The organism is Massilia agrisoli (assembly GCF_020831365.1).
GTDB classification, from domain to species: Bacteria; Pseudomonadota; Gammaproteobacteria; order Burkholderiales; family Burkholderiaceae_D; genus Telluria_A; species Telluria_A agrisoli.
The window spans coordinates 552,235-577,957 of sequence record NZ_JAJHPV010000013.1; the positions used below are offsets into that span (position 1 = coordinate 552,235).

Annotated in this window: 22 protein-coding genes; 12 read left to right on the forward strand and 10 right to left on the reverse strand. The window is 59.6% G+C overall.

All coding sequences use genetic code 11. From position 1 onward, the window contains the following. The first annotated feature begins 2 nt into the window (after window positions 1-2). From LMJ30_RS11465 to LMJ30_RS11480, 4 genes are all read left to right on the forward strand, one after another. Entirely contained in the window at window positions 3-653 is a 651-nt protein-coding gene (locus LMJ30_RS11465; protein WP_229432476.1) for a tetratricopeptide repeat protein, read from the forward strand. Between the two features lie 24 nt (window positions 654-677). Further along, on the forward strand, window positions 678-1,343 hold the full coding sequence (locus tag LMJ30_RS11470; protein WP_229432477.1) for a response regulator transcription factor: 666 nt from the start codon (window positions 678-680) through the stop codon (window positions 1,341-1,343). After that, window positions 1,340-2,728: a sensor histidine kinase gene (locus LMJ30_RS11475; RefSeq protein ID WP_229432478.1), complete on the forward strand. Its 1,389-nt coding sequence runs from the start codon at window positions 1,340-1,342 to the stop codon at window positions 2,726-2,728. The genes LMJ30_RS11470 and LMJ30_RS11475 overlap by 4 nt, the downstream gene beginning before the upstream one ends. A 131-nt stretch (window positions 2,729-2,859) precedes the next feature. Further along, window positions 2,860-3,477, forward strand: coding sequence for an OmpW/AlkL family protein (locus LMJ30_RS11480; protein ID WP_229432479.1), 618 nt, complete (start codon window positions 2,860-2,862; stop codon window positions 3,475-3,477). Window positions 3,478-3,562: 85 nt separating this feature from the next. Here the strand turns inward: LMJ30_RS11480 and LMJ30_RS11485 are convergent, their stop codons facing one another. The 8 genes from LMJ30_RS11485 to LMJ30_RS11520 form a co-directional block, all read right to left on the reverse strand. After that, a complete protein-coding gene (locus LMJ30_RS11485) occupies window positions 3,563-4,675 on the reverse strand; it encodes a glycosyltransferase family 9 protein (protein ID WP_229432480.1) in 1,113 nt (370 codons plus the stop codon). Next, on the reverse strand, window positions 4,672-5,241 hold the full coding sequence (locus LMJ30_RS11490) for a D-glycero-alpha-D-manno-heptose-1,7-bisphosphate 7-phosphatase (RefSeq protein WP_307729297.1): 570 nt from the start codon (window positions 5,239-5,241) through the stop codon (window positions 4,672-4,674). Before LMJ30_RS11490 ends, LMJ30_RS11485 begins: the two co-directional genes overlap by 4 nt. Further along, on the reverse strand, window positions 5,242-5,982 hold the full coding sequence (locus tag LMJ30_RS11495; RefSeq protein ID WP_229432481.1) for an SDR family oxidoreductase: 741 nt from the start codon (window positions 5,980-5,982) through the stop codon (window positions 5,242-5,244). Window positions 5,983-5,990: 8 nt separating this feature from the next. After that, entirely contained in the window at window positions 5,991-7,307 is a 1,317-nt protein-coding gene (locus tag LMJ30_RS11500) for a glycosyltransferase (protein WP_229432482.1), read from the reverse strand. Window positions 7,308-7,321: 14 nt separating this feature from the next. Continuing rightward, complete coding sequence (locus LMJ30_RS11505) at window positions 7,322-8,299, reverse strand: glycosyltransferase (protein ID WP_229432483.1); 978 nt, start codon at window positions 8,297-8,299, stop codon at window positions 7,322-7,324. A 7-nt stretch (window positions 8,300-8,306) separates the two neighbouring features. Next, window positions 8,307-9,308, reverse strand: a complete 1,002-nt coding sequence (locus LMJ30_RS11510; RefSeq protein ID WP_229432484.1) for a glycosyltransferase family 2 protein — start codon at window positions 9,306-9,308, stop codon at window positions 8,307-8,309. 11 nt (window positions 9,309-9,319) lie between these two features. Then, window positions 9,320-11,113 carry an ABCB family ABC transporter ATP-binding protein/permease gene (locus LMJ30_RS11515; protein ID WP_229432485.1) on the reverse strand — a complete coding sequence of 598 codons (1,794 nt, stop codon included), beginning with the start codon at window positions 11,111-11,113 and terminating at the stop codon, window positions 9,320-9,322. A 95-nt stretch (window positions 11,114-11,208) separates the two neighbouring features. Beyond that, window positions 11,209-11,874, reverse strand: a complete 666-nt coding sequence (locus LMJ30_RS11520; RefSeq protein WP_229432486.1) for a hypothetical protein — start codon at window positions 11,872-11,874, stop codon at window positions 11,209-11,211. A 369-nt stretch (window positions 11,875-12,243) separates the two neighbouring features. Between LMJ30_RS11520 and LMJ30_RS11525 the strand changes: the two genes are divergently transcribed. The 8 genes from LMJ30_RS11525 to LMJ30_RS11560 all read left to right on the forward strand — a co-directional run bounded on the left by LMJ30_RS11525 (window position 12,244) and on the right by LMJ30_RS11560 (window position 21,237). Then, complete coding sequence (locus tag LMJ30_RS11525; protein ID WP_229432487.1) at window positions 12,244-12,627, forward strand: KGG domain-containing protein; 384 nt, start codon at window positions 12,244-12,246, stop codon at window positions 12,625-12,627. 124 nt (window positions 12,628-12,751) lie between these two features. Beyond that, complete coding sequence (locus LMJ30_RS11530) at window positions 12,752-13,156, forward strand: hypothetical protein (RefSeq protein WP_229432488.1); 405 nt, start codon at window positions 12,752-12,754, stop codon at window positions 13,154-13,156. 96 nt (window positions 13,157-13,252) lie between these two features. Next, window positions 13,253-14,374 carry a M14 family metallopeptidase gene (locus LMJ30_RS11535; protein ID WP_229432489.1) on the forward strand — a complete coding sequence of 374 codons (1,122 nt, stop codon included), beginning with the start codon at window positions 13,253-13,255 and terminating at the stop codon, window positions 14,372-14,374. A gap of 2 nt (window positions 14,375-14,376) precedes the next feature. After that, window positions 14,377-14,841, forward strand: a complete 465-nt coding sequence (locus tag LMJ30_RS11540) for a CYTH domain-containing protein (protein ID WP_229432490.1) — start codon at window positions 14,377-14,379, stop codon at window positions 14,839-14,841. A 129-nt stretch (window positions 14,842-14,970) separates the two neighbouring features. Next, complete coding sequence (locus LMJ30_RS11545) at window positions 14,971-16,155, forward strand: serine hydrolase domain-containing protein (protein WP_229432491.1); 1,185 nt, start codon at window positions 14,971-14,973, stop codon at window positions 16,153-16,155. 106 nt (window positions 16,156-16,261) lie between these two features. Then, a complete protein-coding gene (locus tag LMJ30_RS11550) occupies window positions 16,262-19,567 on the forward strand; it encodes a hypothetical protein (protein WP_229432492.1) in 3,306 nt (1,101 codons plus the stop codon). Continuing rightward, window positions 19,564-20,004, forward strand: coding sequence for a response regulator (locus LMJ30_RS11555; protein ID WP_229432493.1), 441 nt, complete (start codon window positions 19,564-19,566; stop codon window positions 20,002-20,004). Before LMJ30_RS11550 ends, LMJ30_RS11555 begins: the two co-directional genes overlap by 4 nt. A gap of 3 nt (window positions 20,005-20,007) precedes the next feature. Continuing rightward, window positions 20,008-21,237 carry a phosphorylase family protein gene (locus LMJ30_RS11560; protein ID WP_229432494.1) on the forward strand — a complete coding sequence of 410 codons (1,230 nt, stop codon included), beginning with the start codon at window positions 20,008-20,010 and terminating at the stop codon, window positions 21,235-21,237. Window positions 21,238-21,348: 111 nt separating this feature from the next. On the opposite strand, the gene LMJ30_RS11565 is transcribed toward LMJ30_RS11560, so the two are convergent. Further along, window positions 21,349-22,611, reverse strand: coding sequence for a DUF2863 family protein (locus LMJ30_RS11565; protein ID WP_229432495.1), 1,263 nt, complete (start codon window positions 22,609-22,611; stop codon window positions 21,349-21,351). 386 nt (window positions 22,612-22,997) lie between these two features. After that, window positions 22,998-25,706 carry an aconitate hydratase AcnA gene (gene acnA, locus LMJ30_RS11570; protein ID WP_229432496.1) on the reverse strand — a complete coding sequence of 903 codons (2,709 nt, stop codon included), beginning with the start codon at window positions 25,704-25,706 and terminating at the stop codon, window positions 22,998-23,000. Between the last annotated feature and the right edge of the window lie 17 nt (window positions 25,707-25,723).

Consider the following 25,723-nt stretch of genomic DNA (forward strand, 5'->3'; position numbering starts at 1 on the left):
CCATGAAAAAGTATTTCCGCTATGCCCTTGCGCTGCTGGCCGCCGCGCTGATTCCCCTGGGCGCCGCGTTCGCCAGCGTGCCGGATGAGGTCGCAAGATTGCAGCAAAACTGGGAGCAGGTCCGCTACAAGGCGCCGAAGGAAGCCCAGGAGCAGCAGTTTGAGCGGCTGCTGGCTGACGCCGAGCGTACGGCGGCCCAGTATCCGCGCAGTGCCGATGTGTTGATCTGGTATGCGATCATCGAGTCGACCTACGCGGGCAGCAAGGGCGGTCTTGGGGCGCTGGCGAATGTCAAGAACGCCAAGAAGACGCTCGAGCAGGCCATCGCCATCAATCCTGAAGCGCTGTCCGGGTCTGCCTACACCAGCCTCGGTTCGCTGTACTACCAGGTGCCCGGCTGGCCGATCGGTTTCGGCGACGACAAGAAGGCGCTGGAATTGCTGAAGAAGGGGCTGGCAATCAATCCGGACGGCATCGACCCGAACTATTTTTATGGCGACTACCTGTTCCGCAAGGGTGAGTATGACGAGGCCACGCGCGTGCTGAACAAGGCGTTGCAGGCGCCGCCGCGGCCGTCGCGCAAGTTGGCGGACGAGGGCCGGCGCGGTGAGATTGCGCAGTTGCTGGACAAAATAGCGGCAAAGCGTAAATAATCGCAGGGTCAGGAAAGGCGCCATTTGAGAATACTGCTCGTAGAAGACGACCCGCTGCTCGCCAGCGGCTTGCTGGAGGCGCTCCGGCGGGCCGGCTATACCGTCGAGCATGTGGCGGACGGGCGCGCGGCGGTTGCCGCGCTGGCGCATAACGACTTCGGGCTGATGGTGCTTGACCTGGGCCTGCCCGCGCTCGACGGCACCGAAGTGCTGAAGTCCTTGCGGGCCATGGGCAAGCCCTTGCCCGTGCTGATCCTGTCGGCGCGCGACGCGACCCGCGACCGGATCCTCGGGCTCGACCTGGGCGCCGACGATTACCTGGTCAAACCGTTCGAACTCGATGAGCTGCTGGCGCGCCTGCGCGTGCTGGCGCGGCGGCGTCATGGGCGCCAGGTGAACCAGGTTACCCTTGGCGAACTCACGCTCATCCCGGAGAGCCTGAGCGCGAGCTGGCAGGGCCAGCCTGTCCAGCTGCAACGGCTGGAATTTTTGCTGTTGCTGCAGCTGGCCGAAAACCCCCAGCGGGTATTTAATCGCGCGCAACTCGAAGAATCGCTGTATGGCTGGGGCGAGGGGGTGGAAAGCAATTCCATCGACGTCCACGTCCACCACTTGCGCAAAAAGATCGCTGCTGGCGTCATCAAGACCATCCGCGGCGTCGGCTACCGCATCGGCGACCTCGCGTCATGAGTACGCGCCTGTACTCCGGCCGGCGGCGCATGGTGATTGCCACCTTGCTGTGCATGCTGGTGATTTTCGGCGGCATCAGCTTTGGCGCGCATAGTGTTGCGCGGCATGAATCGGACGAGCTGTTCAGCGCGCGCCTGGCGACGTCGGCGCGCGTGCTTGAAGCCCTGGTTGCCCATCAGTTCGCATCGGCGACCATTTCCAAACCCCTGGTGATTGCACTCCCGCCAGAACTTGAAACCACCACCAGCGACGAGCCGGAGGACTATGGCCATCGCTACGAGACCAAGATTGCGTTCCAGGTATGGCGCGATGACGGCGTGCTGCTTGCCAGGTCGGACTCGGCTCCCGACGGCGGCCTTGCCTTGCTGAAGGCCGGGTTTTCCGAGCATACGATCGCAGGGGAGCTGTGGCAGGTATTCGGACTGCGCTCCGGCGATATCTGGATACTGACGGCGGAAAAGGATGAAGTGCGCCAGGAGATGTCGCATGACATCGGCATGTCCATCCTGACGCCGCTGGTTGCAGGCGGGCTGTTGATGCTGGTGGCGATGAACTTCCTCCTGATGCGCAACATGCGACCGCTGGCCTTGCTGGCGGCGCGCATCGCGGCGCGCGAGCCTGAATCGCTCGACGTGATCGAGCTACCGGAAACGCCGCTCGAACTGGCGCCAATCGTGACTGAATTGAATCAATTGTTGGAACGCATACGCGCGGCGTTCGAGCGCGAACAGCGCTTCCTGAACGCGGCAGCGCACGAAATCCGCACCCCGATCGCCGCGGTGCAACTGCACATGGAGAACGCGATGTCGGCCGGCAGCGAAGAGCAGCGGCGCGCCTCGCTGGAATCGGCCATGGCCGGTGCGCGCCGCACCAGCAAGCTGGCCGAGCAACTGCTGGCGCTGGGAAGGATCAGCGCCGGGGCCGACGTGATCCACCAGCAGCGCGTCTCGATGACCGAACTCTGCTGCGAAGCCATCGCGACCGTGGAACCTTTGCTCGACCGCCGCGGCCAGAGCATCGGGCTCGATGCGCCAAAGGACTGCTGTGTGTGGGGCGACCCGTCCCAGCTGCAGCGCATGTTGCAGAACCTGATCGATAACGCGTCATTGCACGGCGCCCCGCGCGGGGACATCCAGGTCGCGCTCGATGCGGGGCAGGGCGTCGCCTTGCTGTCTGTGTGCAATGACGGCGCGACCATTCCCGAGAGCGAGTTGGCGCACTTGTTCACCCCCTATTACCGCTTACCCGAAGCCCTGCCGGGAGGGCACGGGCTTGGACTGGCGATCGTCAAAGAGATCGTCAACCAACATCACGGCAAGATCGACCTGCAGCCGAGGGCGGATGGCCAGGGAACCTGCGTGCTGGTCAGTTTGCCGCTTGCGTGAACTGGTTGTGGACGCTGGATATGATACGGAATTTTTTCACTATTGAAAAATTTTGATTCATATCAAAGAAATTGTTGAGCCGAAACAATAACCTTCATCTCAGACGAACAACAACTGATGAAGGAAGCACGATGAAGAGCATTACCCCAGCAATTATTTTCGCAGCCCTTGGTTTCGCTTTTGCAGGCGCGCCTGCGCAGGCCGAGGAAGGCTCCTGGCTGGTCCGCGCCCGCGCCACCCACCTGAACCCGGCCGATAAGTCGGCTCCGGTCGGCGGCATCGGCGCATCGGACCGCATCAGCGTCGAGAGCCGTACCATTCCCGAACTCGACATCAGCTATTTCTTCACCCCCAACGTGGCCGCCGAACTGGTGCTGACCTATCCGCAGAAGCATGCGGTCTACCTGGACGGCAAAGCAATCGGCACCTTCAAGCACCTGCCACCGACCCTGCTGGCGCAGTACCATTTCCTGCCCGACAACCAGTTCTCGCCTTATGTCGGCGCGGGTGTCAACTTCACCCGGCTGTCGAGCGTGAAACTGCTGGGCGGCACCGGAGACCTCGAAAGCAACAGCGTTGGGCTTGCACTGCAGGCAGGCGTCGACTACAAGATCGACAACCAGTGGTCCATCAACCTCGACGTAAAGCGTGTGAACATCCGCAGCGATGTGATGGCTGCCGGTGCAAAAATCAGTGCGGTCAAAGTCGATCCGACGCTGGTATCGGTGGGCGTCGGCTACCGCTTCTAACCGTTTCTTCACCGTCTAGTCCGGCCAGGACGGATGCACGCCGCACCTGCGGCGGTCCGGCCTGGCACACAAAAAGTCCCCGGCTTTACTCTGCCGGGCGATTCAACAAGGTTCTCAACGTTTCCCGCGCACTCAGCGCGAGCAGCCCACAAGCGGCGTCTACGATCCGTTCTGGCGTAATGCCGCGCAGGCAGTCATTGTGCCCCTCCGGGCAAACACTTTTCTGGCAGAACCGGCAAGGCACATCGTGGAACAGCACCCTGCATTCGGCTTGCCACGGCGTGTGCTGCGGGTTGGTCAGCGCGTACACGTCGACCAGCGGCGTGCCGACCGCCGCCGCGAGGTGGGCCGGGCCGGTGTTATTCGAGACGACGAGGCTGGCCAGCTTGATGGCCGCGCCCAGTTCGCCGAGATCGAGCAGCCCTGCCAGTGAGATGGCGTTTCCGCCGCTGGCTTCAGCGATCTGCTCGATGAGCGCGCCTTCGGCCGCGTCGCCGGTCAGCACCATCGGAAGACCGGTACGCCCGGCAAGGTCGCGGATCACGCAGGCCCACTGTTCGGGCGGATAGCGGCGCGATGGCGCGCTGGCGCCCGGGTGGAGCAGGACCCATTGCCTGGCAGCGTTGACTCCCCGCACCGCAAGCCGGTTGCGGACCGACTCGATGTCGTTGTCGCGCACCGCAAATGACAAGCCGGTGCCTGGCGCCGTACAGCCGACCGAGGCGACGAGGTCGAGCTGGCGGCGAACTTCGTGCTTGACCAGTTTTTCCGGCTCCGGATCGGGCAGCCAGTCGGACAGCATCTGGTAAGGGTTCTCGCGGCAATGCGCAAGCCGCAGGGGAATGCCCGCGAGGTAGCACACCAGCGCCGCCGGAAGCGCGCTCTGGCTATACGACGTGAAGATCGCTGCTGCATCGAAGCGGCGCGCGGCGAGGGTGTCGATGAACGCCATGTCGACAGCGGGCAGGTGCGGCGCGCTGCTTTTCATCCACGGCGCCGGGTATTCGAGCACGGCGTCGAGCTCGGGGATGAAGGGGGCGGCGGCTGCGCCGCTGCGCGAGCTGAGCAGGGTGACGCAACGGCCCGGGCGCGACTGTTTGATCGCCCGTATCGCCGGCGTGCACATCAGCACGTCGCCAAGCGAGTCGAGCCGCACGCAGAGGACGCTGCGGGCGTCGTGCCAGCCGGCGCTGGTCATCGCGGCACCTTGTCTTCTTCCGCGATCAGCACCGCCGCCGCGTACAGGTCGGGAGCCATGCGGGTCGGGATGCGCCTGGGACCCAGCCGCCACTCCGTTTCGTTGCCATTGTCGATCAGCAGGGTGCGGCAACCGGCGCGGTTGCCGGCCTCCACGTCATGCAGGATGTCGCCGATCATCCACGATGCGCGCAGGTCGATACCGTGGTCGTGCGCGGCCTGCAGCAGCATGCCCGGCTTGGGCTTGCGGCAATTGCATTCTCGCGCGTAAGCGGCGACCGAGCCGTCGGGGTGATGTGGGCAGTAATAAAAGCCTTCGAGGTTCAGCCGTTCGCGAAACAGCAGTTCCGTCAGCCGGTGGGCGACACCTTCGACATCCTGTTCGCAGAAATAGCCATGCGCCACGCCGTCCTGGTTGGACACGACGAACAGTTTGTAGTCGAGCCGGGCAAGCAGCCGCAGCCCCGACCCGACGCCGGGGCACAGGGTGATGCGCCGTTGCTCTACGTTGTACGGCAGGTCGTCGATCAGTGTGCCGTCCTTGTCGAGGAAGATGGCTTTCATCATCTAAGGCCAGGAACTCTCGCGCATCGGCAACACGGTAATTTCCGCGATCACGGTTTCCGGTGGCAGCAGGAGTACCGATTTGATGGCCTGCGCGACGTTGGCCGGGTCTTGCAGTGTGGCGACATCGATGTCGGGGAAGCGGTCGAGCAGGAAGGGCGTGCGCATGCCGCCGGCGATGACGGCGGTCACCTTGATCGCGTGCGGCCGCAGCTCCGCATGCATGGCGTGCGACAAGCCGAGCAGTCCCCATTTGCTGGCGTGGTAGGCGCTGGCATTTGGCCATGCCCGCTTGGCGGCAGTCGAGGCCACGTTGATGATGTGTCCGTGCCCGGCCTTGCGCATGTAGGCGGCGGCGTGCCTGGCAAGCATGAATGGTCCGCTGAGGTTGGTATTGATGACGCGTTGCCAGTCCTCATTCGACATCTCTTCCATCGGCAAGGTGACGTCCGTGCCAGCGTTGTTGACAAGCACATCGAGGCGGCCGAACTCGGCCACAACGGCGTCAACAGCATGGCGGCAACTCTCAGGATCGCCGACATCAAACCCGATCGAATGGGCGCGCACGCCGTGGTCGCGCAGGGCCTCCGCGCCCTGTTCGGCGAGGTGCCGGCGGATGTCGCCGATGACAATATTGGCCCCGGCCTCTGCCAGCGCCTGGCCCAGCGCAGCGCCCAGTCCGCTGGCTCCCCCGGTAATGAACACCGTCTTGCCGGTGAGCGGGTTGGCTTCTTGTTTGTGCATGCGTGCTCCTAGAGTTCGGAATAGGACGGGACGGGCAGTACGGCCGCGCCCTCGACCACGGTTGCGTAGATTGAGGCGGCCTTGCGCGCGACTGTGCGCCAGGTGTAGTGCTGGTATGCCCTGCGAAGTCCTTCGTCGCCCATGCCTTGTGCGAGTTCCGGATTGTTGTGCAGTACGGCGAGGCGTTCGGCAAGTGCCCGCGGGTCACGCGAGGGCACCAGGAAGCCGCTCTCGCCATCGACCACGGTGCTCTTGATGCCGCCGACCTCCGCGCCAATGACAGGGCGGGCGCATGCCATCGCTTCGACCGGCGTGATGCCGAAGGGCTCATACCAGGGCGTGGTGACAAAGACATTTGCGGCACTGTAGTAGTAGCGCAGCTCGGACCGGTCTTTGCGGCCGGTGAACCTGACGTGGTGGCCAACACCGAGTTCAGCGGCCAGCGCGCGCAGGCGCAGCAGCTCTGGCGACTCGCGGCCGTCGCGCCGCTGCTCCTCGCCACCGACGACGAGCAGCTCGGCATCGATGCCGTGGCGCTGGCGCAGCAGCGCAAGTCCCTGGATCACGGTATCGACACCCTTGCGCGGCACCATGCGGCCAAGTTGCAGCACAATGAACTTTTCGTGCGACAGGCCCAGCCGGGCGCGGGCGTGCCGTTCGGGCACCGGCCATAGTTCCTGCGGGTCGAAGCCGCAGGGTGCAATGTCGATGCGGTCACTCGGGGCGCCATACAGGCGTTCCATGTCGAGCTTGTCCTGCGGGCATTCGGCGATGATGCAGTCGGCGTTGCGCATCAGGTCATATTCGATGCGCAGGCGTGCCGGCGGGAAGGTATCGGCGGCGCCCTGCGCGATGCGCCGAACATGTCCCAACGCGTGGAAGGTGATGACGAAGGGGATGCCGAGCGCTTGTTTGAGGTGTTTGGCAACAATGCCCGACATGAAGAAGTTGGCGTGCACGATGTCATACAGCTGGGCTTGCCGTCGCGCGAAGCGGGTGACGAAGCGAGAAAAGGTATCCATGTAGGGGAGCATCTGTTCCTTGGGAACGTAATGCGCGGGACCGGCCGGTACGTGGATGACCCTGATGTTGTCGCCCCAGCGCACCACCTGCTTTTGTCCGAAGGCGTCACGCCGGGTGAAGATGTCGACCAGGTAGCCGGCCAGCGCCAGTTCGCGCGCCAGGCTGGCCACGTAGACGTTCTGGCCGCCACAGTCAATGCTGCCCGGCGAAGCCAGCGGCGAGGCGTGTTCGCTGATGATCGCAACCTGCCTGACGCCCCGGCCGGGTGCGCGCACAGCCATATTTGTTTGTTCCAGTGGCATGCGGGCTCCTCGGGTTAGATGGGGCGTGGACCATGGCCGGGGGCGCCGATTCCGGCTACCTGGCGGAAGGCGGCGTTCCAGTCCGCGGCGAAGCGCTCAATGCCAAAGCGTTCGCGCGCGCGGCGTTGCGCGTTGGCGCCAAGGTGCCGGGCGAGCGCCGGGTTGCGCACGAGTTCTTGCATGTACATGTTCAGCGCTTCGGCATTGGTGTCGATAAAGCCGTTTTCGCCGTTCTCGATGACGGTGACCATTTCCGTCGTGGCAAGGGCGACTACCGGCAAGCCGATCATCATCGCTTCGATGACGGAGAGGCCAAGGCTGGTGTAGCGGATCGGGTTGAACAGAAAGCGGTAACGCGCGGCAAAGGCAGGCAGGTCGGGATGGGCGATTTCGCCTACGCCGCCCATCGAACTTGAGTCCATGCCGATGAGGTCGAGCGGCACTGTTTCGCTGGCGCGGGTGTAGATGTCCGCGCCAAGCCGTCGCCCGCGCTGGCGCAGGTTGTTGATGATCGACAGGCCGCGCGCAAGTTCGCCGCCGTAAGCCACGCCTTTCGGCAGCCGCACGCCATGCTCGATCACGGTGGTCGGCGTGCTGCCGTTGTCCCACATCAGCTTGTTAAAGTGGGTAACGTGCACCAGCAGTACGTTGGGGTCGTCCACGGGGTGGATGGTGTCCGTTGGATGCTCGCGCGGCGGGTCGTGTTCGATGTAGATGCGCGGCAGCGAGCGCTGGGTTGCGCTCAGCAGTTCGTACTGGTCTTTTTCGTACTGGTCGTCATCCTGGAACACGATGCAGTCGAACTGCTGGCTACGCACGCGGTCGGCGGGCAGGTCGTGCACGTTGGCCCCCCACGGAATCGGACCGCAGCGGCCCCCATAACCGGCCGGACGGCCAGGCTTGGACAACACGTAGAACTCGTGCGGCGCCTGGCTGAGGTAATACAGGTAACTGCCGTGGGTGTTCCAGGTAAGGATTTTCAAGGGGCACATGGCAGCCTCACGTAAACCGGACGCGGAATCTGATGGCGCCCGCCAGGCGCCAGAACACGGCTGCGGGCGGGATCAGGGCGGATGTGACGATCATTTCCGCAACATGGGACGGTGAGCGGGACGTGCCGCGCAATCGCTTGCGGCATAGCAGTACCGTCATGACCGTCCAGGTCGCGGCGCTGGGCAGGACGACCGCCGTGCTGCCTGCGCCGATGCCGGCCGCACACGTAGCCAGCGCTGCGACCGTGGCGTAATGGTCCCAGGCCGGCGTGGCCCGGATTTTTTGCCGGTACAGCTGGGGGTGCGTTTTAAAGAGCAGCGCGTCGAAAATAAGGTTTTTTAGCTGCCACACGCTGCTGCCCCATGCCGCGGGCCGCAGCGGGCGTACAACCAGCGCATGCTGCGTGCTCGCGATGGTGGCGTGCATGTTGATGAGCCTGAAGTGGAAGTCTTCCGGCCAGCCCGCGTGGAAGCGTTCATCGAAGCCGCCCAGCTTTTCCAGGATCGACTTGCGGCAGAAACAGTTTGCAATGGCGAATTCTGCCTGCTCAAGGCGGCGCGCCTCGCGCTGGTAATCGGTGAGCGCGCCGGTCGGCGGCATCTCGACGCGGCCGGATACTGCGTCTACGTTGTCGGTGAATGCATCGAGGCCGTGCTTGAGCCAGCTGGGAGAGGGCACCGTGTCGTCCTCGGTAAACGCCACGATGGGGGCGCGGGCACTGCGCCAGCCAAGGTTGCGCACGGCAGCCGGGCCGCCTGGCCCATTGTTGGGCAAGTACTTCAGGTCGGGCCCGCGCTCGCCGGCACTGGCGCGCCAGACGGCAACGAGCTGGCGCGTGTTGTGGCGCGGGTTGTCGTCGACCACGATAACTTCGACACGGCGGCCCTCCAGGGTCTGGCGCATGATCGCGTCCAGGCAGCGGTCAAGCAAGTCGACCCTGCCGCAGCTGGGGATGACGACCGATACCTCAGGGACAGGTTGTTCGGACATTTCTCGCGTTGCGTGCATGTTTTTAACCTCTACGACGTTTCCCGTTGCATTGCTCCGGTCTCATCCATTCGCTGCTGCAAGAGCCACAGGCGTGCGTACATGCCGTTGCGCTCCAACAGTTCGCGATGCGAGCCGCGCTCGACAATGCGCCCCTTGTCCATCACCAGGATGTAATGCGCACCGACAATCGTGGACAGCCGATGCGCGATGATGAGAGTGGTTCGATTCAGCGATAAGCGCTCCAGTTCCTGCTGAATGGCGTGCTCTGAATCTGAATCAAGTGCTGACGTTGCTTCGTCAAAAATCAGGATAGGTGGCGCCTTCAGGATGGCGCGGGCGATGGCGATGCGCTGCTTTTCGCCGCCCGAAATCTTGACGCCCCGCTCTCCGACTTCGGTGTCGTATTTTTCCGGCAGGGAATCGATGAGGTCGTGGATGTGCGCGGCCTGTGCGGCGGCAATGATGTCGGCCCGCGAGCAGCCGATGCGGCCGTATCCGATGTTGTAGCCGATGGTGTCGTTGAACAGGGCAGTATCTTGCGGCACCACGCCGATGGCTTCGCGCACGCTGCCGGGGCTTACTTCGCTGATGTCATCGCCGTCGATCAGGATGCGGCCGTTGACCGGGTCGTAAAACCGCAGCAAGAGCCGCGCGAGGGTGGATTTGCCCGATCCGCTGCGTCCCACGACGGCGACGGTCTTCCCAGGTGGAATGCGAAAGCTGACGTCCGACAGCACCGGGCGGGCCGGGTCATAGTGGAACGAGACACGATCAAAGACGACCTCGCCCTTGTCGGCGTGCAGGCGGGGCAGGCGCGGCGAGTCTTTGATGTCGGGCTTTTCCCGCAACAGGTCGAACAGGCGTTCAGCATTGACCCAGGCGTCACGTGCCTCGCGGTACACGAAGCCGAGCGCGTTGAGCGGCAGGCAAACCTGTAGTGCGTAGGCGTTGATCAGTACCAGGTCGCCCACGCGCATTTCGCCGCGCCACACGGCATCGCCAGCCAGCAGCATGATGGCGCCAACGCCCACGCCGATCACTGCGCTTTGCCCCACGTGCAGGGTAAACAGCGCCTTCTGGTTGCCCATGCCGGCCTCCTGCCACTTGCCCATGGTGTCGTGGAAGCGGGCCGCCTCGATGTTTTCGTTGGCGAAGTACTTGATGGTGTCGTAGTTGATCAGGCTATCGGCCAGCTGGCCCTTCGCGCCTGAGTCGAGCTTGTTGACGCGGCGCTGGTACATCACGCGGCGGTTGGTAAACACCAGCGTAAAACCGGCATACAGCAGGAACATCACCGTGATGATGGCGGCAAAACCCAGGCTGTAGCGGTCGAGCATGACCGCCAGCACCAGGCCAATTTCGATGAGCGTGGGCACGATGGTGAACAGCGCGACGTTGAGCAGGAAGGCGATGCCGTTGGTGCCCCGGTCGATGTCGGGCAGCAGGGCGCCAATCTGGCGCCGCGCGTGGAAAGCGGGGCTGAGGGCGTGCAGGTGCGAAAAGATTTTCTGCGCGTACGCAGAGACGGTGCGCAGCGTTACGCGCGCGAACAGCAGGTCGCGTAGCTCGTTGAACAGCGTGCTGAGGAAACGCAGGATGGCGTAGCCAGCCAGCAAGTAGATGGGGAGCATCGCCAGCTTGCCGGGTGCGGCGAATGCGTCGATGATGCGTTTGAGCACCAGCGGTACAGCAACCGTGGCAATTTTTGCGGTGATGAGGAAAAGCAGGGAAGCGAGAATGCGCCAGCGAAAATCGGAAACGATTTGCCACAGCTCGGCCGCTACGCCGTGCCGTTCGATTTGCCGGGGCTTGTCCTGTTCCATAACGGATTGGACAAGCGATGCCTGCTATTAGCTCCCGGATGATGCGTTCCCGGGGGCTGGAGCGCGGAAAGCGGGGCTTTCCGCGCGAACTACATTTAGTCAGCCGTCATATCGCTGCGGCGGCCAACATTGCTCTGCTGCGATTGGCGGTTGTCCTGTTCATGTTCCGCCGACTGGCGATTGGCGGTGTTCGACAGGCCCGTGTCCTCGTCCATTTTCTGGTCGGCAGCCATGTGGCCACTGTGCGGGCTGGCGCCTTGCTGGTTGCCAGTCTGCGACCCGGTACGGTCGGTGCTAGGCATGCCTTGCTGCTGAGAACCTTGCCGCGGAATTCCCTGCTGCTGAGAACCCTGCTGCTTGCCTTGCTGCTGGTTACCTTGCTGTTGGTTACCTTGCTGTTGGTTACCTTGCTGCTGGTTACCCTGCTGCTGCGAACCTGGCTGCTGCTTGCCCTGCTGCTGCGAGTCCGACTGACCCGTCTGGCGGTTGCCTGGATTGCCCATCTGGTCAGCGCCGGTCGGCTGTGCCTTGCCCTCACGGCCCCACGATGGATCTTCTTGGTTCTGCTGTGGGCGGTCCTTGCCCATTTCACTGTCGCGCTTGCCCGACTGCTGGCTTGCAGATTGCTGGGACTGCTGCGACAGCGACTCCTGGCGTGCATTGCTCTCGTCGTTCTTGCCGCCGCGGGACGACGATTCAAATTTCTCGTTGCCACCGTTATTCGATTGGTTATTGCCCTGGCTGCGTTGGTTCGAGTTCATGTCGATTCCTTTCGAGTGTATGGGAAGCAATTAGGTAACCGCATTTGGCGGGGGAGGTGGCTAACCGTCCAGTCCGCCGCGGCCTTGCTAGGGTTCCCATGATGCTCGTAAAAATTGCATGGCCGTATCGGCACACAGTCCGCATGGCTGTAGGACTCGCTCCTAGCTGTTTTACCTCTGGAATTTTCTCTTTTTAAATCGCAATTTCTATCTCATCTAGTCCTACAAAGTCTGTCACCGCTCTCCTATACCTGCTTGTGTTAACGCTGCCTATGATGGATTTGCTCGATTACTCATCGGCATACCGCCGGCGGTCGGAGCAATGGCCCTACGCATCGGCGGGGGTTTTCCAGTCTAAGGAGATTCACCATGGCTACAAACAATCAGGGCAACAAGCAGTCGGGCAGTGGCACCAGTAACCGCGGATTTGCATCGATGGATCCGCAGCGCCAACGTGAAATCGCCAGCGAAGGCGGCAAGGCAGCACACCAGAAGGGAACCGCACACGAGTTCACCTCCGAGGAAGCACGCCGTGCCGGCAGCATGAGCCACGGAAATCGCCAGTCCGCCAACGCCAGTTCGGGCAGCAAGCAAGGCGGCAACAAGCAAGGTGGCCAGCAATCGGACAGCAGCCAGTCCGACAGCAAGCAAAGCGGCAAGCAGGGCAGCAAGCAGTCCGACAACAAGTCGGGCAGCAAGCAAAGCGGCAGCCAGAGTGGCAGCCGCAGCGGCAGCAAGTCCGGCAACCGCTAAGCAATCAACAGCGGAATAACCGTGGGGAGCGAAAGCTCCCCATTTTGTTTTCCAATTCACCAAAACGCTGAAAGGATGCGGTAGAATCGTCGCGCCTTTTTTCATCCCACAAGGAAACGATTTCGTGAAAACCCCGGTTATCCGTGAAGTAAAAAGCCTCAACATGTCGTGCGACCGGATCGGCAACCTGTTGCTGGTCAAGTTCCTGCCGCAGGGCGGGAAAGAAACCTGTATTTTCGTGCCTGCATCGATCGTTTTCTGGCTGCTCAAGCACCTGCCGGTCAACCAGGACCCGCGCCTGACGCCGCCCGCCATGGTGCCGCGTATCGAACAGTATGACTGGGACAATCCCAACACCCCGCGCGCGTTTACGGTCAACTGCAAGCAGTTTGCGGACGCCATCCGCATGCAGTTCGCGCTGGACCGCGGCCCGGACCTGATGGTGTTGCTGAACCGCTCGAATGTCGAACTGATGCGCCAGATGATGGTTGCATACAGCAAAGACCTGATCGACCTCGACGCCGAATAAGCGCCGTCTCCCGCGGACTGGCTCCGCAGGGAGCCACAGCGGGGCGGGGCTGGGTTATCATTCTGTTCTTTTGAAGCTCAACAAAAGGACGCAGCCATGCCCATCAAAATCAGCCAGCATTTCGACTCCGGCGCCATCGAGGTGGTGCAGGCGGACAGCGCAAGCCAGATCGACCTGAACCTGCGCAGCGACTCGCACGCGGACATCCACCAGTGGTTCCACTTCCGCCTGCAGGGTGCGCGCAACCAGCCGTGCACGATCCGCTTCCTGAATGCCGGCAAGGCGACCTACGCCCCGGGCTTCGAAGACTACAAGGTCTGCGCCAGCTACGACACCGAAAACTGGTTCCGCGTGCCGACCACCTTCGACGGCCAGGTCATGACCGTCACCCACACCCCTGAACTTGACAGCGTCTACTACGCCTACTTCGAGCCGTATTCGTGGGAGCGCCACCTGCGCCTGCTGGGCGAAGTGGCGGAAAACCCGATCGCGCGCGTGCACGACATCGGCACCACCGTCGATGGCCGCGACATGAACCTGGTCGTCATCGGCAACCCGGCTGCGGAAAAGAAGATCTGGGTCATCGCGCGCCAGCACCCTGGCGAGACGATGGCCGAATGGTTCGTCGAAGGCATGATGGACGCGCTGCTCGACAACGCCAACCCGATCTCGCGCAAGCTGCTGCAGCGCGCGGTGTTCTACATTGTGCCGAACATGAACCCGGACGGCTCGGCCCGCGGCAACCTGCGCACCAACGCGGCCGGCGCAAACCTGAACCGCGAGTGGATGAACCCGACCCTGGAGCGCAGCCCTGAAGTGCTGTGCGTGAAAAACAAGATCCACGAAACCGGCGTCGACATGTTCTTCGACATCCACGGCGACGAAGCGCTGCCGTACAACTTCGTGGCTGGTAACGAGATGCTGGCCGACTTCACGCCGGAACGCGCGGCGCGCCAGAAGGCTTTTGTGGACCAGTACATGGCCGCCAGCCCGGACTTCCAGAACGTCTACGGGTATGCCGCCTCCAAGTACAACGAGGAGCTGCTGACGCTCGCCTCCAAGTACATCGGCCACACCTTCAAGTGCCTGTCGCTGACGCTGGAAATGCCGTTCAAGGACAACGCTGACCTGCCTGACCCGTACACCGGCTGGAACGGCGCGCGCAGCTCCGAGCTGGGCGCGGCGATCCTGCAGCCGATCCTGCAATCGCTGGACTGATCGTGGGCGTCGAAATCGAACGCAAGTTCCTGCTTGCGGGCGACGAGTGGCGTAGCCTGGGCGAGCCTGTGTTGCTGCGCCAGGGCTACCTGTCGTCGCAGCCGGACCGCGTGGTGCGCGTGCGCATCGAAGGCGAGCGCGCCACCATGACGATCAAGGGCCGCAGTAGCGGGGCGACGCGCGGCGAGTGGGAGTATGAGATTCCGCTGGCCGATGCCAACGAGCTTCTCGATCAGCTGTGCGAAAAGCCCATCATCGAAAAGTACCGTCGCCGCATTCCGTTCGCGGGGCTGACCTGGGAGGTGGATGAATTCCTCGGCGCGAACCAGGGCTTGATGTTCGCTGAGGTGGAACTCGAATCCGAAGACCAGCAGTTCGACAAGCCGTCGTGGATTGGTGACGAAGTTACCGATGACCCGCGCTATTACAACTCCAGCCTGATCCGCCTGCCGTTCTCGCAGTGGTAGCTCGTCGTTCCCGCGCAGGCGGGAACCCATACCGCGACCGCTAAGTGACGCCTTCTATGGGTTCCCGCCTGCGCGGGAACGACGTATAACATCAGCATTGACATAGTCCTTACCTTTTCAAGGCCGAACATGATTTCATCCCGCCGTACCGCGCTGCGCCTGTGCGTTGCGCTTGCTGCATCGACCGCGATCAGCGCCTTCGCGCAATCCACTCCTTACTTCCCGCCGGCCGGCACATGGGCCAAGAAGTCGCCTGCTGAACTGGGCATGGATCCAGCCAAGCTGGCGGAAGCCGTCAGCTACGCACAACAGCACGAGACCGAACGTCCGCTTGACCTCTCGGACCAGGAGCAGGTGTTCGGTTCCTTGTTAGGTTCAATGCCAACGCGGCGCGCAAAGACCAACGGCGTGGTGATCTACAAAGGCTACGTCGTTGCGGAATTTGGCGATACCTCCGCAGTTGACCCGACCTACTCAGTGGCGAAGAGCATGCTGGCCACCGTGGCCGGCGTCGCACTTCGCGACGGGCGCATCGCCTCAGTCGACCAGCCGGTTGCAGCCACCGTCAAGGACGGCGGCTATGCGTCGCCGCGCAATGCAGCGGTGACGTGGAAGATGCACTTGCAGCAGGAGTCAGAGTGGCAGGGCGAGATGTGGGGCAAGAAGGATGACTTCATCGGCGCCGCGCACTATGGTAAGGGCGAGCGCAAGCCGCGCGAACTGAAGCAGCCGGGCGGCTTCTACGAATACAACGATGTGCGCATCAACCGCTTCGCGCTGTCGCTGCTGCGCGTGATGGACAAAAGCATGCCTGACGCCTTCCAGCAGGAGGTGATGGACCCGATCGGCGCGTCGTCGTCGTGGAAGTGGGTGCCTTATGCGAACAGCTATGTCGAGCATGAAGGCAAGCGCATGCCGTCGGTCAGCGGTGGCACGCGCTGGGGCGGCGGCATGTGGATCAATTCATGGGACATGGCGCGCTTTGGCTACCTGTGGCTGCGCGGCGGGCAGTGGGGCGGCAAACAGCTGCTGCAACCGTCGTATGTGAAGGCGGCGCTGACGCCGAGCGAGCACGGGCCGGATTACGGCTACCTGTGGTGGCTGAATACGAAGGGGAAGAATCTGCCGGGGCTGCCGTCGAATGCATTTGCAGCGCTGGGAGCTGGAAGCAATACGATTACGGTCTCGCCGGATCACGACTTGGTGGTCGTCTGGCGTTGGCATTCCGGTAACTCGGCGGAGTTTGCGGAGCGGGTGATCGCGGCCATGACGCGACGAAGTCCGCTCAATGCTGGAAGCACTGCACGACATTAATGTCGCCTGACAGCTCGCGGCAACGCGATGAGTGTCTAGAGTAAGGCCTGAAGATTCCCGTATGGCCCTGATTAGCATGTCAGATAGTTTTTCTTAGGAAATTAGATTGAGTGATCCAATGTTGGTGGCGCTGCGTAGCGCGGCAAAAAATGACCGTCGCTTCTTCGACGAAGTCGATCGAATCCGGTGCCGATTAAGTCCGGCTGGCTATACTCAGCTTTTCTCAAAGATCAGGCGGATCCGGCCTCACGGCCGCAACACGTTAATCAATTCAAGAACCGATCACCTTAGTAAATTACCACCACCGCCATTGCTAGCTACACTTCCTTTGGAACGGGAGATTTCATGGTCTAGCTCTCAGCTCATCGGTCAAAAAATGACGTTGGGTGAGCATGTCGCCATGGCTAGGCAGCTCACACTCCACGTAAATAAGTCGGAGCTATTAGATGCGTTAGAGGTTGTGGAGCATCATTTCATCAGATTTGGCGAAACTCTTTGGGGAATTGAGGCCAAGATCGGCATTCTTAGTTTGCTCGACAATGACGAGGCGTTGGAGCAATATGCAGCTTTGCGCACGAAACGATACGGTTCGGTACCAGATTTTCTGGCGCAAGTGTTTATCGATTTGTTCGACGAGGACACTTCACTCGGCGGTTTTCAAAGGCGTATGACTGCCCGCCTTAAGAATTTGCAGCGCGCTGATATGCGAAATTTCCTTGCAGTCAAGGCTGGCACGGATAATTCGAGTCTTGAAGCTTTGAGCGATTTCGTAAGAATCAACTCATGGTTTAGTCTAATAGACTCCTACGAGGGGCTACTCAACATCCTCCCTCGATATTTTCTATCGGGCGGCGCGAAAGACGGTTACACGCAAATTCTCCAGAGTATTGAGTCGTTACGTGGGTTGGGTGACATACGCATCGAAACCTTCGGAGCTGTACTAGCGTCTCAAATTTCACCAGGGCGGGAATGGACTGCTGATAGGACATTAAACGAAACCGATCCAGCGTTCTCTCCGGACCTTGACGCTATAGGCATTCTTGCGTTGGCATCCCGTCCGAAGGCTGACGAAATTGGCGTGGATTCGACAAACTTTGGTCCCTTAGAGATGAGTTTGCTAGAAGCGCTTTTGCCGTTTAAAGAAAAACGGGCCGAGCTAATTTCCACTTACGAACAGCTACATACATTGATCGCGAAATTTCGATTTCTCCCGTGGAGTCAATCTGCTCAAGCATGGGCTGACGGGATATTCCTTCCGGTCGCAGGAGACTTGACATACCTGCTTTACTATTCAAGCTGCAACATTCGATCAACCGGAACTTCCGACCTCCACTCACTCATCGAAATGCTCCCATGGAGTGTGATATATCAACCAAGCCCTTGGCTGAAGGAAGAATATTGTTCTCATAGCCTACGGCTTATAACTGACACCGTATCCTCACCTGATCATGCTCAATTGAGCTTCGAGCACCCGGTTTCTTATGGTTCATATCTGGCTCTAATTGCCACGTTTGTGCAGCAAAAGAATCAGGCTCAAACCCTAAAATATTGTGTGCAGATCGCAATTAACATTACTGGAAGCAGTGGATTTTTGCCGTTTGCTGACGTTTTTGATGGCCGAGATGAGTGGGATGACTTCAGTGGGTTCGATATGCTTGACACGGTTATTGGTTTATATTTCACGTCCTTCGGAGATCGAGAGTCGAGAAAAAGATTCCTCCTCGAATTCGCCTGCAAGAAATTGCTCGGGATACTAAAAGACGACTGGGTGGTAATGATTTTATCCCAATACTCTATGAATGATGCGCGGGTTATATTTATTCTTCGCGAGATTCTTCTCCCGAAAAATTTGCGCCTAGTTGGACAACTCAAAACAACCGAGCAGTTAGAACGCTTCCGTATCGAGATCTGCTCCGCTTTACTCGACGTCGACAAAGACTATAGCGACCGGTACATCGGCGAAACGGTAGAAATTTTGCAGCTGCAGGATATTAGAAAGGCAGAGCGTGATGTTGAAAGTTCACGCATAAATGTTGATCGTGAGGGAATTAAGAGATGGGCTGTTAAATCGTACCGAGAGGAGTTCTTGCACGCCAAGAAGTCTCGCACCACGAAGATGGCATTGACTATCGAAGAAATTGAAAGCAATGTGCGTCAGCAAATTTACGAGAATCCAACAGAAATTGGATCCACACTGATTGCGAATCTCAAGGATCCAATTTTTAGCATGGGTAAAATGATTTTCAAGAAGTGTTTCTGGAAAGAGGATGACGGCCTTGACCATTTTCTTAGTCTTCGAATTCGGCACGGGTCGTTCGCGGGATATCTGCGAGCGCCATTAGAACAGTCAAAATTGTTAGGTAGTGGAACGAATTTGAGCGACGCCAGGTCGGAATTTTGGATCGCCGCACTCCATAAGTCTTCGTCTGTTGCCGTCGAGAACTACTTGGTAGCGCTCGCTGCCTTTCAAGCGGAATTTGATGTCTTGGTCGAACACTTCCGAAACGATCTATTGCAGATTCAAACGGAATCAAAACCTGCGGGACTGTTTGTTCCAGGACTTCATAAAGCGCTGTGGGATGTGTACCATAATGAATGGGAGGCGGCGCGCAGTTTTGACGAGTTCTTTGATCGCGTTTGGAAAGCTTTTCAGACCTCACTTGAGGATTCGTTGAAATACGTGTCGAGTGCGATTGACGTAAAGATCCTGAACCGGTGTGAGTCGTTGTTGGTTGATCTGCGGCGATTGGTCGGGACTAGTGGCTTAGCAGATACCGACCGCGCTACAGTTATTTCTGCTATCAACGAAGGCGGTCGAGCGCTCCAAGAAGCTACAAGATCCGTTAAAAAATGGTTTGAAGTAACTAGCGATCCGGTTAGTGACACAAAGTTGACAGCACGTCAGATTTTGGAATTGGCAACTCGGCTTTTCAAGAAAATCCGACCGAATTTCGTCATTGAGTTTTCACCTCTAGCTGTACCGCAAAATCTATCGTTTTCCGGATCTAACATTAGTCGAGTTACGGATGCGCTGTTTATTATTTTTGATAATGTTTACAAGCATTCTGGTTTCGACGCGTATGCGAAAGTGGATTTAATATTTGAATGGATACAAGACACTAACAACTCCGGGAGCGTGCATATTTCTGCGACGAGCGAAATTAATGTGGAAAGGGATATATCTGAGATTGAGCGTCGTTTGTCGGAAGTTCGTGAAAAGATGAGGTCCTCGGAGCATCGTAGTGCGCTTGTAAGTGAGGGGAGAAGCGGGCTGATTAAATTGGCGTGGCTGGCAACTAGGGGTAATCGACCGGGGTATATTGAGTTTTCGATTTCCGAGTCGCGGCGTTTCGCCGTCGATATTTGGATGGGATTCGGTTTTACCGCTGATGAGGGTGAGAATTCATTATGAAGCGCATACTTTTAGTTGAAGATGATGAGTTTAAGCGCGAGAAAATAATTGATTTCGTCAATAGGCAATCCTGGTGTGCACTGCTGCGGGTTGCGGTGTCAGTATCGGGAGCAATTGATGAGATCGATAAATCTAGTTTCGATTTGGTCTTGCTGGATATGGCCATCCCGAATCATGACGAGGGTGCGGATGGCGCGCAAGGACTAGGTGGCTTGGCTGTTTTTCGATACCTGAGTTTCGTAGCGAAAGGCACGCAAGTGATTGTCGTCACTCAATTCGAGGCATTGAGCGAAGGCTCGACTGTTGTTGATATTGATACTTTGCAGCGGCTTTTGTCATTGGAATTTGGACCCCAGTTCCTAGGGTTAATTCGTTATCTAACCGACAATGATAACTGGAAAATGGATATTGATAGTTTGATGAAAAGCGCGGGCTGAGCCATGAAAATTTTAATAGTTGAGGACGATGTTTCGAAGCGTGACCGAATTACGTCTGTGTTGCGTCAAACTTTAGCGGACACGACAAACTCACTCACATTACATACCGCCTCAAGCCTTGTCGATGCGCGTTGCGCCTTGGCTGCTCAGGCGTTTGATTTGATGATATTGGATATTCGCCTCCCAATTCGAGTCGGTGAGGTGGCGGACGACACAGCGGGAATGTTGTTACTGGAGCAGCTTTTTGTCGACGATGAGTATCACCGGCCGAGATATGTTGTAGGAATTTCTGGCGTCGAGGATCTCTACGCGAAGGCGTCTAAGCTACTCCACAGACACGGATGGGTTCTGCTTAAGTACTCCCCGACTGATCAGGCTTGGGCCGATTCGCTCTCATACTTTATCAAGCATGTTCGTTTTATGTCCGCGGAGTTTACGGAACAGCTCGCTGCGGACGTCGTTATTCTTACGGCGCTTGAAGATCCTGAGTTTACGTCCATACTTAAAGTGTTCCCCGAGCTGCGCGGCCCGCGGTCACTTGATGGTAAAACTCTGTACTGGGAGGGAGAAGTTTTGGTGGAGGGAAGGTCATTGCGTATCGTTGCAGGGTATTCATGGCAGATGGGTCTAACCGCTGCAGCGATACTTGCCGACAAGTTCATTAGCGCATTCCATCCTCGGTTGATCGCGATGACCGGAATCTGCGCGGGCTTCGAAAATGACATTTCACTTGGCGATGTCATTGTCGCAACCCAAAGTTGGGAATGGCAGGGCGGTAAAATTAAAGATTCTGCGGAAGGACCGCATTTACTTGCCGCGCCTGAACCTTATCGGGGTTCGCGGACGTTAATTACTGATCTACATGCATTAACATTGAATGCTGATTTTTCGAAGGACGTCACGCGGCAATATTACCCGCAAGACACGGATTCAGTTTGGAAAGTTCATTTTGGTCCCATTGTGTCGGGATTGAGTGTAGTGGCCTCTGCGACAGTGATGCAAGAGGTGAAGGCACAGCATCGAAAAATGCTTGGGCTCGAAATGGAAGCATATGCAATTTACGCAGCGGCCGAATTCAATTCACATGAATGTCAACGAATCGTAATGAAGGGCGTCTGTGATTTTGGTAGCGCTGCGAAGGGTGACGGGGTTCAACGTGCTGCCGCGATGCGTTCCGCGCTTCTGCTTCGAGCGTTACTAGGCACGAACCAAGAGAAATATGCTAAGAACTAGCCTTGGAGAAGTCTTTCGAAACTGGAGGCTAATGCCGACATTGGCTTCGGTAGCTTAAGTCGCACCACCAGAGGACCATTCTCGAAACCGCCCGATACTCGGGCGTTCGATTTAGTGAAAATGCTCGCCGCCCTGCGGCGCATCCTCCGGCATCTCTGCATGCACCAGTTCCCCGGTCGGATCAGCAAACAGCGGCGCACCGCAATCATCGCAGTACTCCACAACGAAGCGCTCGTTATGGCGCTTGATATGCGTGATGCCACAATCGTTCAGGTGCGCGACGATCTCGTCGATCGGACGCTGGATCGTACCTGACACGAACCCAGCATGCGTCAGCCCTTCCAGCGGCGTACCTTCTTCGTCCTCTTGCCCGTACAGCGGCCACACGATGCCGTAAATGACGTCCGCTTCCTGCCGCATCGTGAACGACACGCGGTACTCGTCGATCTGGCCGTCGGTGGTCTCCTCGCCAAACGCCGCGATCACCGCGCGCAGGTCCGATGCTTCCACACCCAAGGTATTGGTCAGGTAATGAACCGCAGCGCGGATCGACACCGGGCGAATCAGCTTGTCAGCCTCGCGGCACGCCACGTAATATGCTTCCGGCAGCAGCATCTCGATGCCGCAGCCTGGCAGCAGGCGCGCGATGGTCGGCGTAGCTTGCGTGCGCCATTGTTCCAGCGCGGCTTCGCGTTCGGCGGTGAAGTTGTTCAGGTGCTGGGCTTCCTGCCAGCGGAACAGCGGCGCGCCGAGCGGGGCGACGACTGCCACCAGCAGGTAGCGCGTGTCGGCCAAAAACGGCGCGGTGTCGGCGGGGCGCGCCAGCGGCTTGACGCTGGTGCCTTTGTGCGCGGCTTGCGCCAGCTTGTGCGTCATCGCATACGTTTCGGCGTGCGTGCGCGGCAACTGGTCGATCGCGAACAGGGTAGGGGCCATCGACATCTGCGTGCCGTCCGCCAGCAGGTGCGCGGCGAAGTGGGCCGACAGGACCGTCAGCAGCTCGCCCGGAATGCTGCCCGAGGCGATTGAGAAGCGGGTCCATGCCAGCACCGGCGCGGCGACCAGCAGCGCCTGGTAGGTGGTCTCGACGCCGTCGACCATGTCAGTCATCGTCGACGATTCGCTGATCGCTTCGACGCCTTCCATCAGCACGTCATACGCGTTGAGGTCGTCCTTGAACAGCACGTTCAGGGTCGAGTCGACGGTGTCCTGGTGGCCGGTCTTGAGGAGTTTCTGAAGCTGGGTATCGAGCTGACGTTCAAATAAACGTTCTTCCAGGCGGCTTCCGGCCTGGACGATTGATTGGGAAATGCTGACCAGTCGCTGGCTTTCGGCCGACAGTTTGTTCGATGGATCTTTGGATGGTCGACGCATAACGCTAAGAGTCTCTTGTAAGTGAAGTGAACGGTTCGATTGATCTATGAACAATGATAAACCCTTATCTCCGTATTGTAGTTGATTCGGGGTGGGGGGATGAACACTGCGCAAGAATGGTGCAGATTGTTACTGGTGGCGGGGCTGGCGCAAGGGCGGCGGATGCGCGCTTTGCGCTTATCCGCCCTAAGGGTGTTGGTAAGTTTCCAAGATGGGATTGTGTTCGGCGGATGACGCGCTGCGCGCTTTTCCGCCCTACGCAACCTTGCAGCGGCCGGTGCGTGTTCAGCATGGGTTCCCGCTTTCGCGGGAACGACGATAAAAAAACGCCGGACGAATCCGGCGTTTTTGGACTAATCCTTGCACTGGTGCAAGGGTAGTTGTGCTTACTGTGCCAACAGCTGGCGCAGGACGAACGGCAGGATGCCGCCGTGCTTGTAGTAGTCAACTTCGATCGGGGTGTCGATACGCAGCAGCACGGTCACTTCTTGCACGTCGCCGTTCTTGCGGTGGATGACGAGGGTCGCCAGTTGCTGTGGCTTGATCTCGCCTTCCAGGCCTTTCAGGTCGAAGGTTTCTTCGCCGGTGATGCCGAGGGTCTGTACGCTGTCTTCGCCGATGAACTGCAGCGGCAGAACGCCCATGCCGACCAGGTTCGAGCGGTGGATGCGCTCGAACGAGCGGGTGATCACTGCCTTCACGCCCAGCAGCTGGGTGCCTTTCGCAGCCCAGTCGCGCGACGAGCCGGTGCCGTACTCTTCGCCGCCGAACACCATCGTCGGCACGCCGTCAGCAACGTACTTCATCGCTGCGTCGTAGATCGACATTTGCTGGCCGCTTGGCTGGTGAATCGTGATACCGCCTTCAACCGCCGAGCCGTCTGCCTTGGCAGGGATCATGCGGTTCTTGATTCGCACGTTGGCGAAGGTACCGCGCATCATGATCTCGTGGTTGCCGCGGCGCGAGCCGTACGAGTTGAAGTCGGCCTTCATCACGCCGTGATCCTTCAGCCACTTGCCCGCCGGGCCGCTTTCCTGGATCGAGCCTGCCGGCGAGATGTGGTCGGTGGTGATCGAGTCGCCAAACACGCCCAGTGCGCGCGCGCCGGAGATGCCGGTCGCAGCCGCCTTCGGGGTCATCTCGAAGTCCGCGAAGAACGGCGGTTCCGCGATGTAGGTCGACTCTGGCCAGTTGTAGACCTGGCCCTTGACCGTCGAGACCTTTTCCCACAGCTTGCCTGGCGCGCCTTTGACTTGCGCGTAGTTGGCCTTGAAGACTTCCGAGTTCATCGCGAACTTCATCAGCGCAGCGATCTCTTTCGAAGTTGGCCAGATGTCGCCCAGGTAGATCTCCTTGCCGCCCGTGCCCTTGCCGACTGGCTCGGTCATCAGGTCGCGCGTCATGTTGCCTGCGATCGCGTATGCGACGACCAGCGGTGGCGAGGCCAGGAAGTTCGAGCGGATGTTCGGGTGAATACGCGCTTCGAAGTTACGGTTGCCCGACAGGACGGCCGAGGCGACGATGTCGTTCTCGGTGATGGTCTGGTTCAGTTCAGGAGTCAGGTCGCCGGCGTTGCCGATGCAGGTCGTGCAGCCGTAAGCGGTGACGCCGAAGCCGAGCTTTTCCAGATACGGCAGCAGGCCGGCAGCGGTCAGGTACTCGGTGACGACGCGCGAGCCAGGAGCCAGCGAGGTCTTGATGTGCGGGGCAACGGTCAGGCCGGCTTCGACAGCCTTCTTGGCCAGCAGGCCGGCAGCCAGCAGCACGCTCGGGTTCGAGGTGTTGGTGCACGAGGTGATCGCGGCGATAAGCACGTCGCCGTTACGCACGTTGACGTTGTTGCTGGTCGTGTAGTGCGTGGTCAGTTCAACAGGGTTCTTGTTGAAGCCGTTTTCGGTGGTCGGCTTCGAGAACAGTTCGATGAAGTTGTTCTTGACGTTGCCGATCTCGATACGGTCCTGCGGACGCTTTGGACCAGCCAGCGACGGGGTGACGGTCGACAGGTCGAGCGATACCACGCGGGTGTAGTCGATTTCGCCTTCTTTCGGCACGCCGTACAGGTTCTGCGCCTTGAAGTAGTTCTGGAACGCGGTGATCTCGTCCTGGGTGCGGCCGGTGCCTTCGAAGTATTCGACGGTGGCGTCGTCAACCGGGAAGAAGCCCATGGTCGCGCCGTATTCAGGCGCCATGTTGGCGATGGTGGCGCGGTCGGTCAGCGACAGCGTCTCGGTGCCGGCGCCGAAGAATTCGACGAACTTGCCGACCACTTTTTCGCGGCGCAGCATTTCGGTGATGGTCAGTACCAGGTCGGTTGCGGTGCAGCCTTCGCGCAGCGCGCCGGTCAGGTTGACGCCGATGACGTCCGGGGTCAGGAAGTAGACCGGCTGGCCCAGCATGCCCGCTTCCGCTTCGATGCCGCCCACGCCCCAGCCGACGACGCCGATACCGTTGATCATGGTGGTGTGCGAGTCGGTGCCGACCAGGGTGTCAGGGTAGAACACGTCTTCTGCCTTGTGCACGCCGCGCGCCAGGTACTCGAGGTTGACCTGGTGGACGATGCCGAAGCCCGGTGGCACGACGCCGAAGGTGTCGAATGCCTGCATGCCCCACTTCATGAACTGGTAGCGCTCGTTGTTGCGCTCGAATTCCAGCTTCATGTTCAGGTCCAGCGCCTTTGGCTCGCGGTAGTGGTCGATGGTGACGGAGTGGTCAACCACCAGGTCCACCGGCACCAGCGGCTCGATGTTCTTTGGGTTCAGGCCCATCTTGCTGGCGACGTTGCGCATCGCGGCCAGGTCGGCCAGCAGTGGAACGCCGGTGAAGTCCTGCAGCACTACGCGCGCGACCACGAACGGAATTTCGTCCGTGCGGTCTGCGGTCGGTGCCCAGTTCGCCAATTGCTTGACGTGTTCTTCGGTCACTTTTTTGCCGTCGCAGTTGCGCAGCACGGACTCGAGAACGATACGGATCGACACCGGCAGGCGCGAAATATTCACGCCCAGGCTTTTCTCCAGTGCCGGCAGCGAGTAGAACTTACCTTTCTGGCCTGCCGACAGTTTGAAATCCTTGAGCGTGTTCAGTGTGTTGCGGGACATGTCCTCTCCTTCAGTGG

Excerpts from the sequence above, each read along its gene's own strand:
- LMJ30_RS11465 (WP_229432476.1), top strand. The coding sequence starts at position 3 with ATGAAAAAGTATTTCCGCTATGCCCTTGCGCTGCTGGCCGCCGCGCTG.
- LMJ30_RS11475 (WP_229432478.1), top strand. The coding sequence starts at position 1,340 with ATGAGTACGCGCCTGTACTCCGGCCGGCGGCGCATGGTGATTGCCACC.
- LMJ30_RS11480 (WP_229432479.1), top strand. The coding sequence starts at position 2,860 with ATGAAGAGCATTACCCCAGCAATTATTTTCGCAGCCCTTGGTTTCGCT.
- LMJ30_RS11485 (WP_229432480.1), bottom strand. The coding sequence starts at position 4,675 with ATGACCAGCGCCGGCTGGCACGACGCCCGCAGCGTCCTCTGCGTGCGG.
- LMJ30_RS11490 (WP_307729297.1), bottom strand. The coding sequence starts at position 5,241 with ATGATGAAAGCCATCTTCCTCGACAAGGACGGCACACTGATCGACGAC.
- LMJ30_RS11495 (WP_229432481.1), bottom strand. The coding sequence starts at position 5,982 with ATGCACAAACAAGAAGCCAACCCGCTCACCGGCAAGACGGTGTTCATT.
- LMJ30_RS11500 (WP_229432482.1), bottom strand. The coding sequence starts at position 7,307 with ATGCCACTGGAACAAACAAATATGGCTGTGCGCGCACCCGGCCGGGGC.
- LMJ30_RS11505 (WP_229432483.1), bottom strand. The coding sequence starts at position 8,299 with ATGTGCCCCTTGAAAATCCTTACCTGGAACACCCACGGCAGTTACCTG.
- LMJ30_RS11510 (WP_229432484.1), bottom strand. The coding sequence starts at position 9,308 with ATGCACGCAACGCGAGAAATGTCCGAACAACCTGTCCCTGAGGTATCG.
- LMJ30_RS11515 (WP_229432485.1), bottom strand. The coding sequence starts at position 11,113 with ATGGAACAGGACAAGCCCCGGCAAATCGAACGGCACGGCGTAGCGGCC.
- LMJ30_RS11520 (WP_229432486.1), bottom strand. The coding sequence starts at position 11,874 with ATGAACTCGAACCAACGCAGCCAGGGCAATAACCAATCGAATAACGGT.
- LMJ30_RS11525 (WP_229432487.1), top strand. The coding sequence starts at position 12,244 with ATGGCTACAAACAATCAGGGCAACAAGCAGTCGGGCAGTGGCACCAGT.
- LMJ30_RS11535 (WP_229432489.1), top strand. The coding sequence starts at position 13,253 with ATGCCCATCAAAATCAGCCAGCATTTCGACTCCGGCGCCATCGAGGTG.
- LMJ30_RS11545 (WP_229432491.1), top strand. The coding sequence starts at position 14,971 with ATGATTTCATCCCGCCGTACCGCGCTGCGCCTGTGCGTTGCGCTTGCT.
- LMJ30_RS11555 (WP_229432493.1), top strand. The coding sequence starts at position 19,564 with ATGAAGCGCATACTTTTAGTTGAAGATGATGAGTTTAAGCGCGAGAAA.
- LMJ30_RS11560 (WP_229432494.1), top strand. The coding sequence starts at position 20,008 with ATGAAAATTTTAATAGTTGAGGACGATGTTTCGAAGCGTGACCGAATT.
- LMJ30_RS11565 (WP_229432495.1), bottom strand. The coding sequence starts at position 22,611 with ATGCGTCGACCATCCAAAGATCCATCGAACAAACTGTCGGCCGAAAGC.
- acnA (WP_229432496.1), bottom strand. The coding sequence starts at position 25,706 with ATGTCCCGCAACACACTGAACACGCTCAAGGATTTCAAACTGTCGGCA.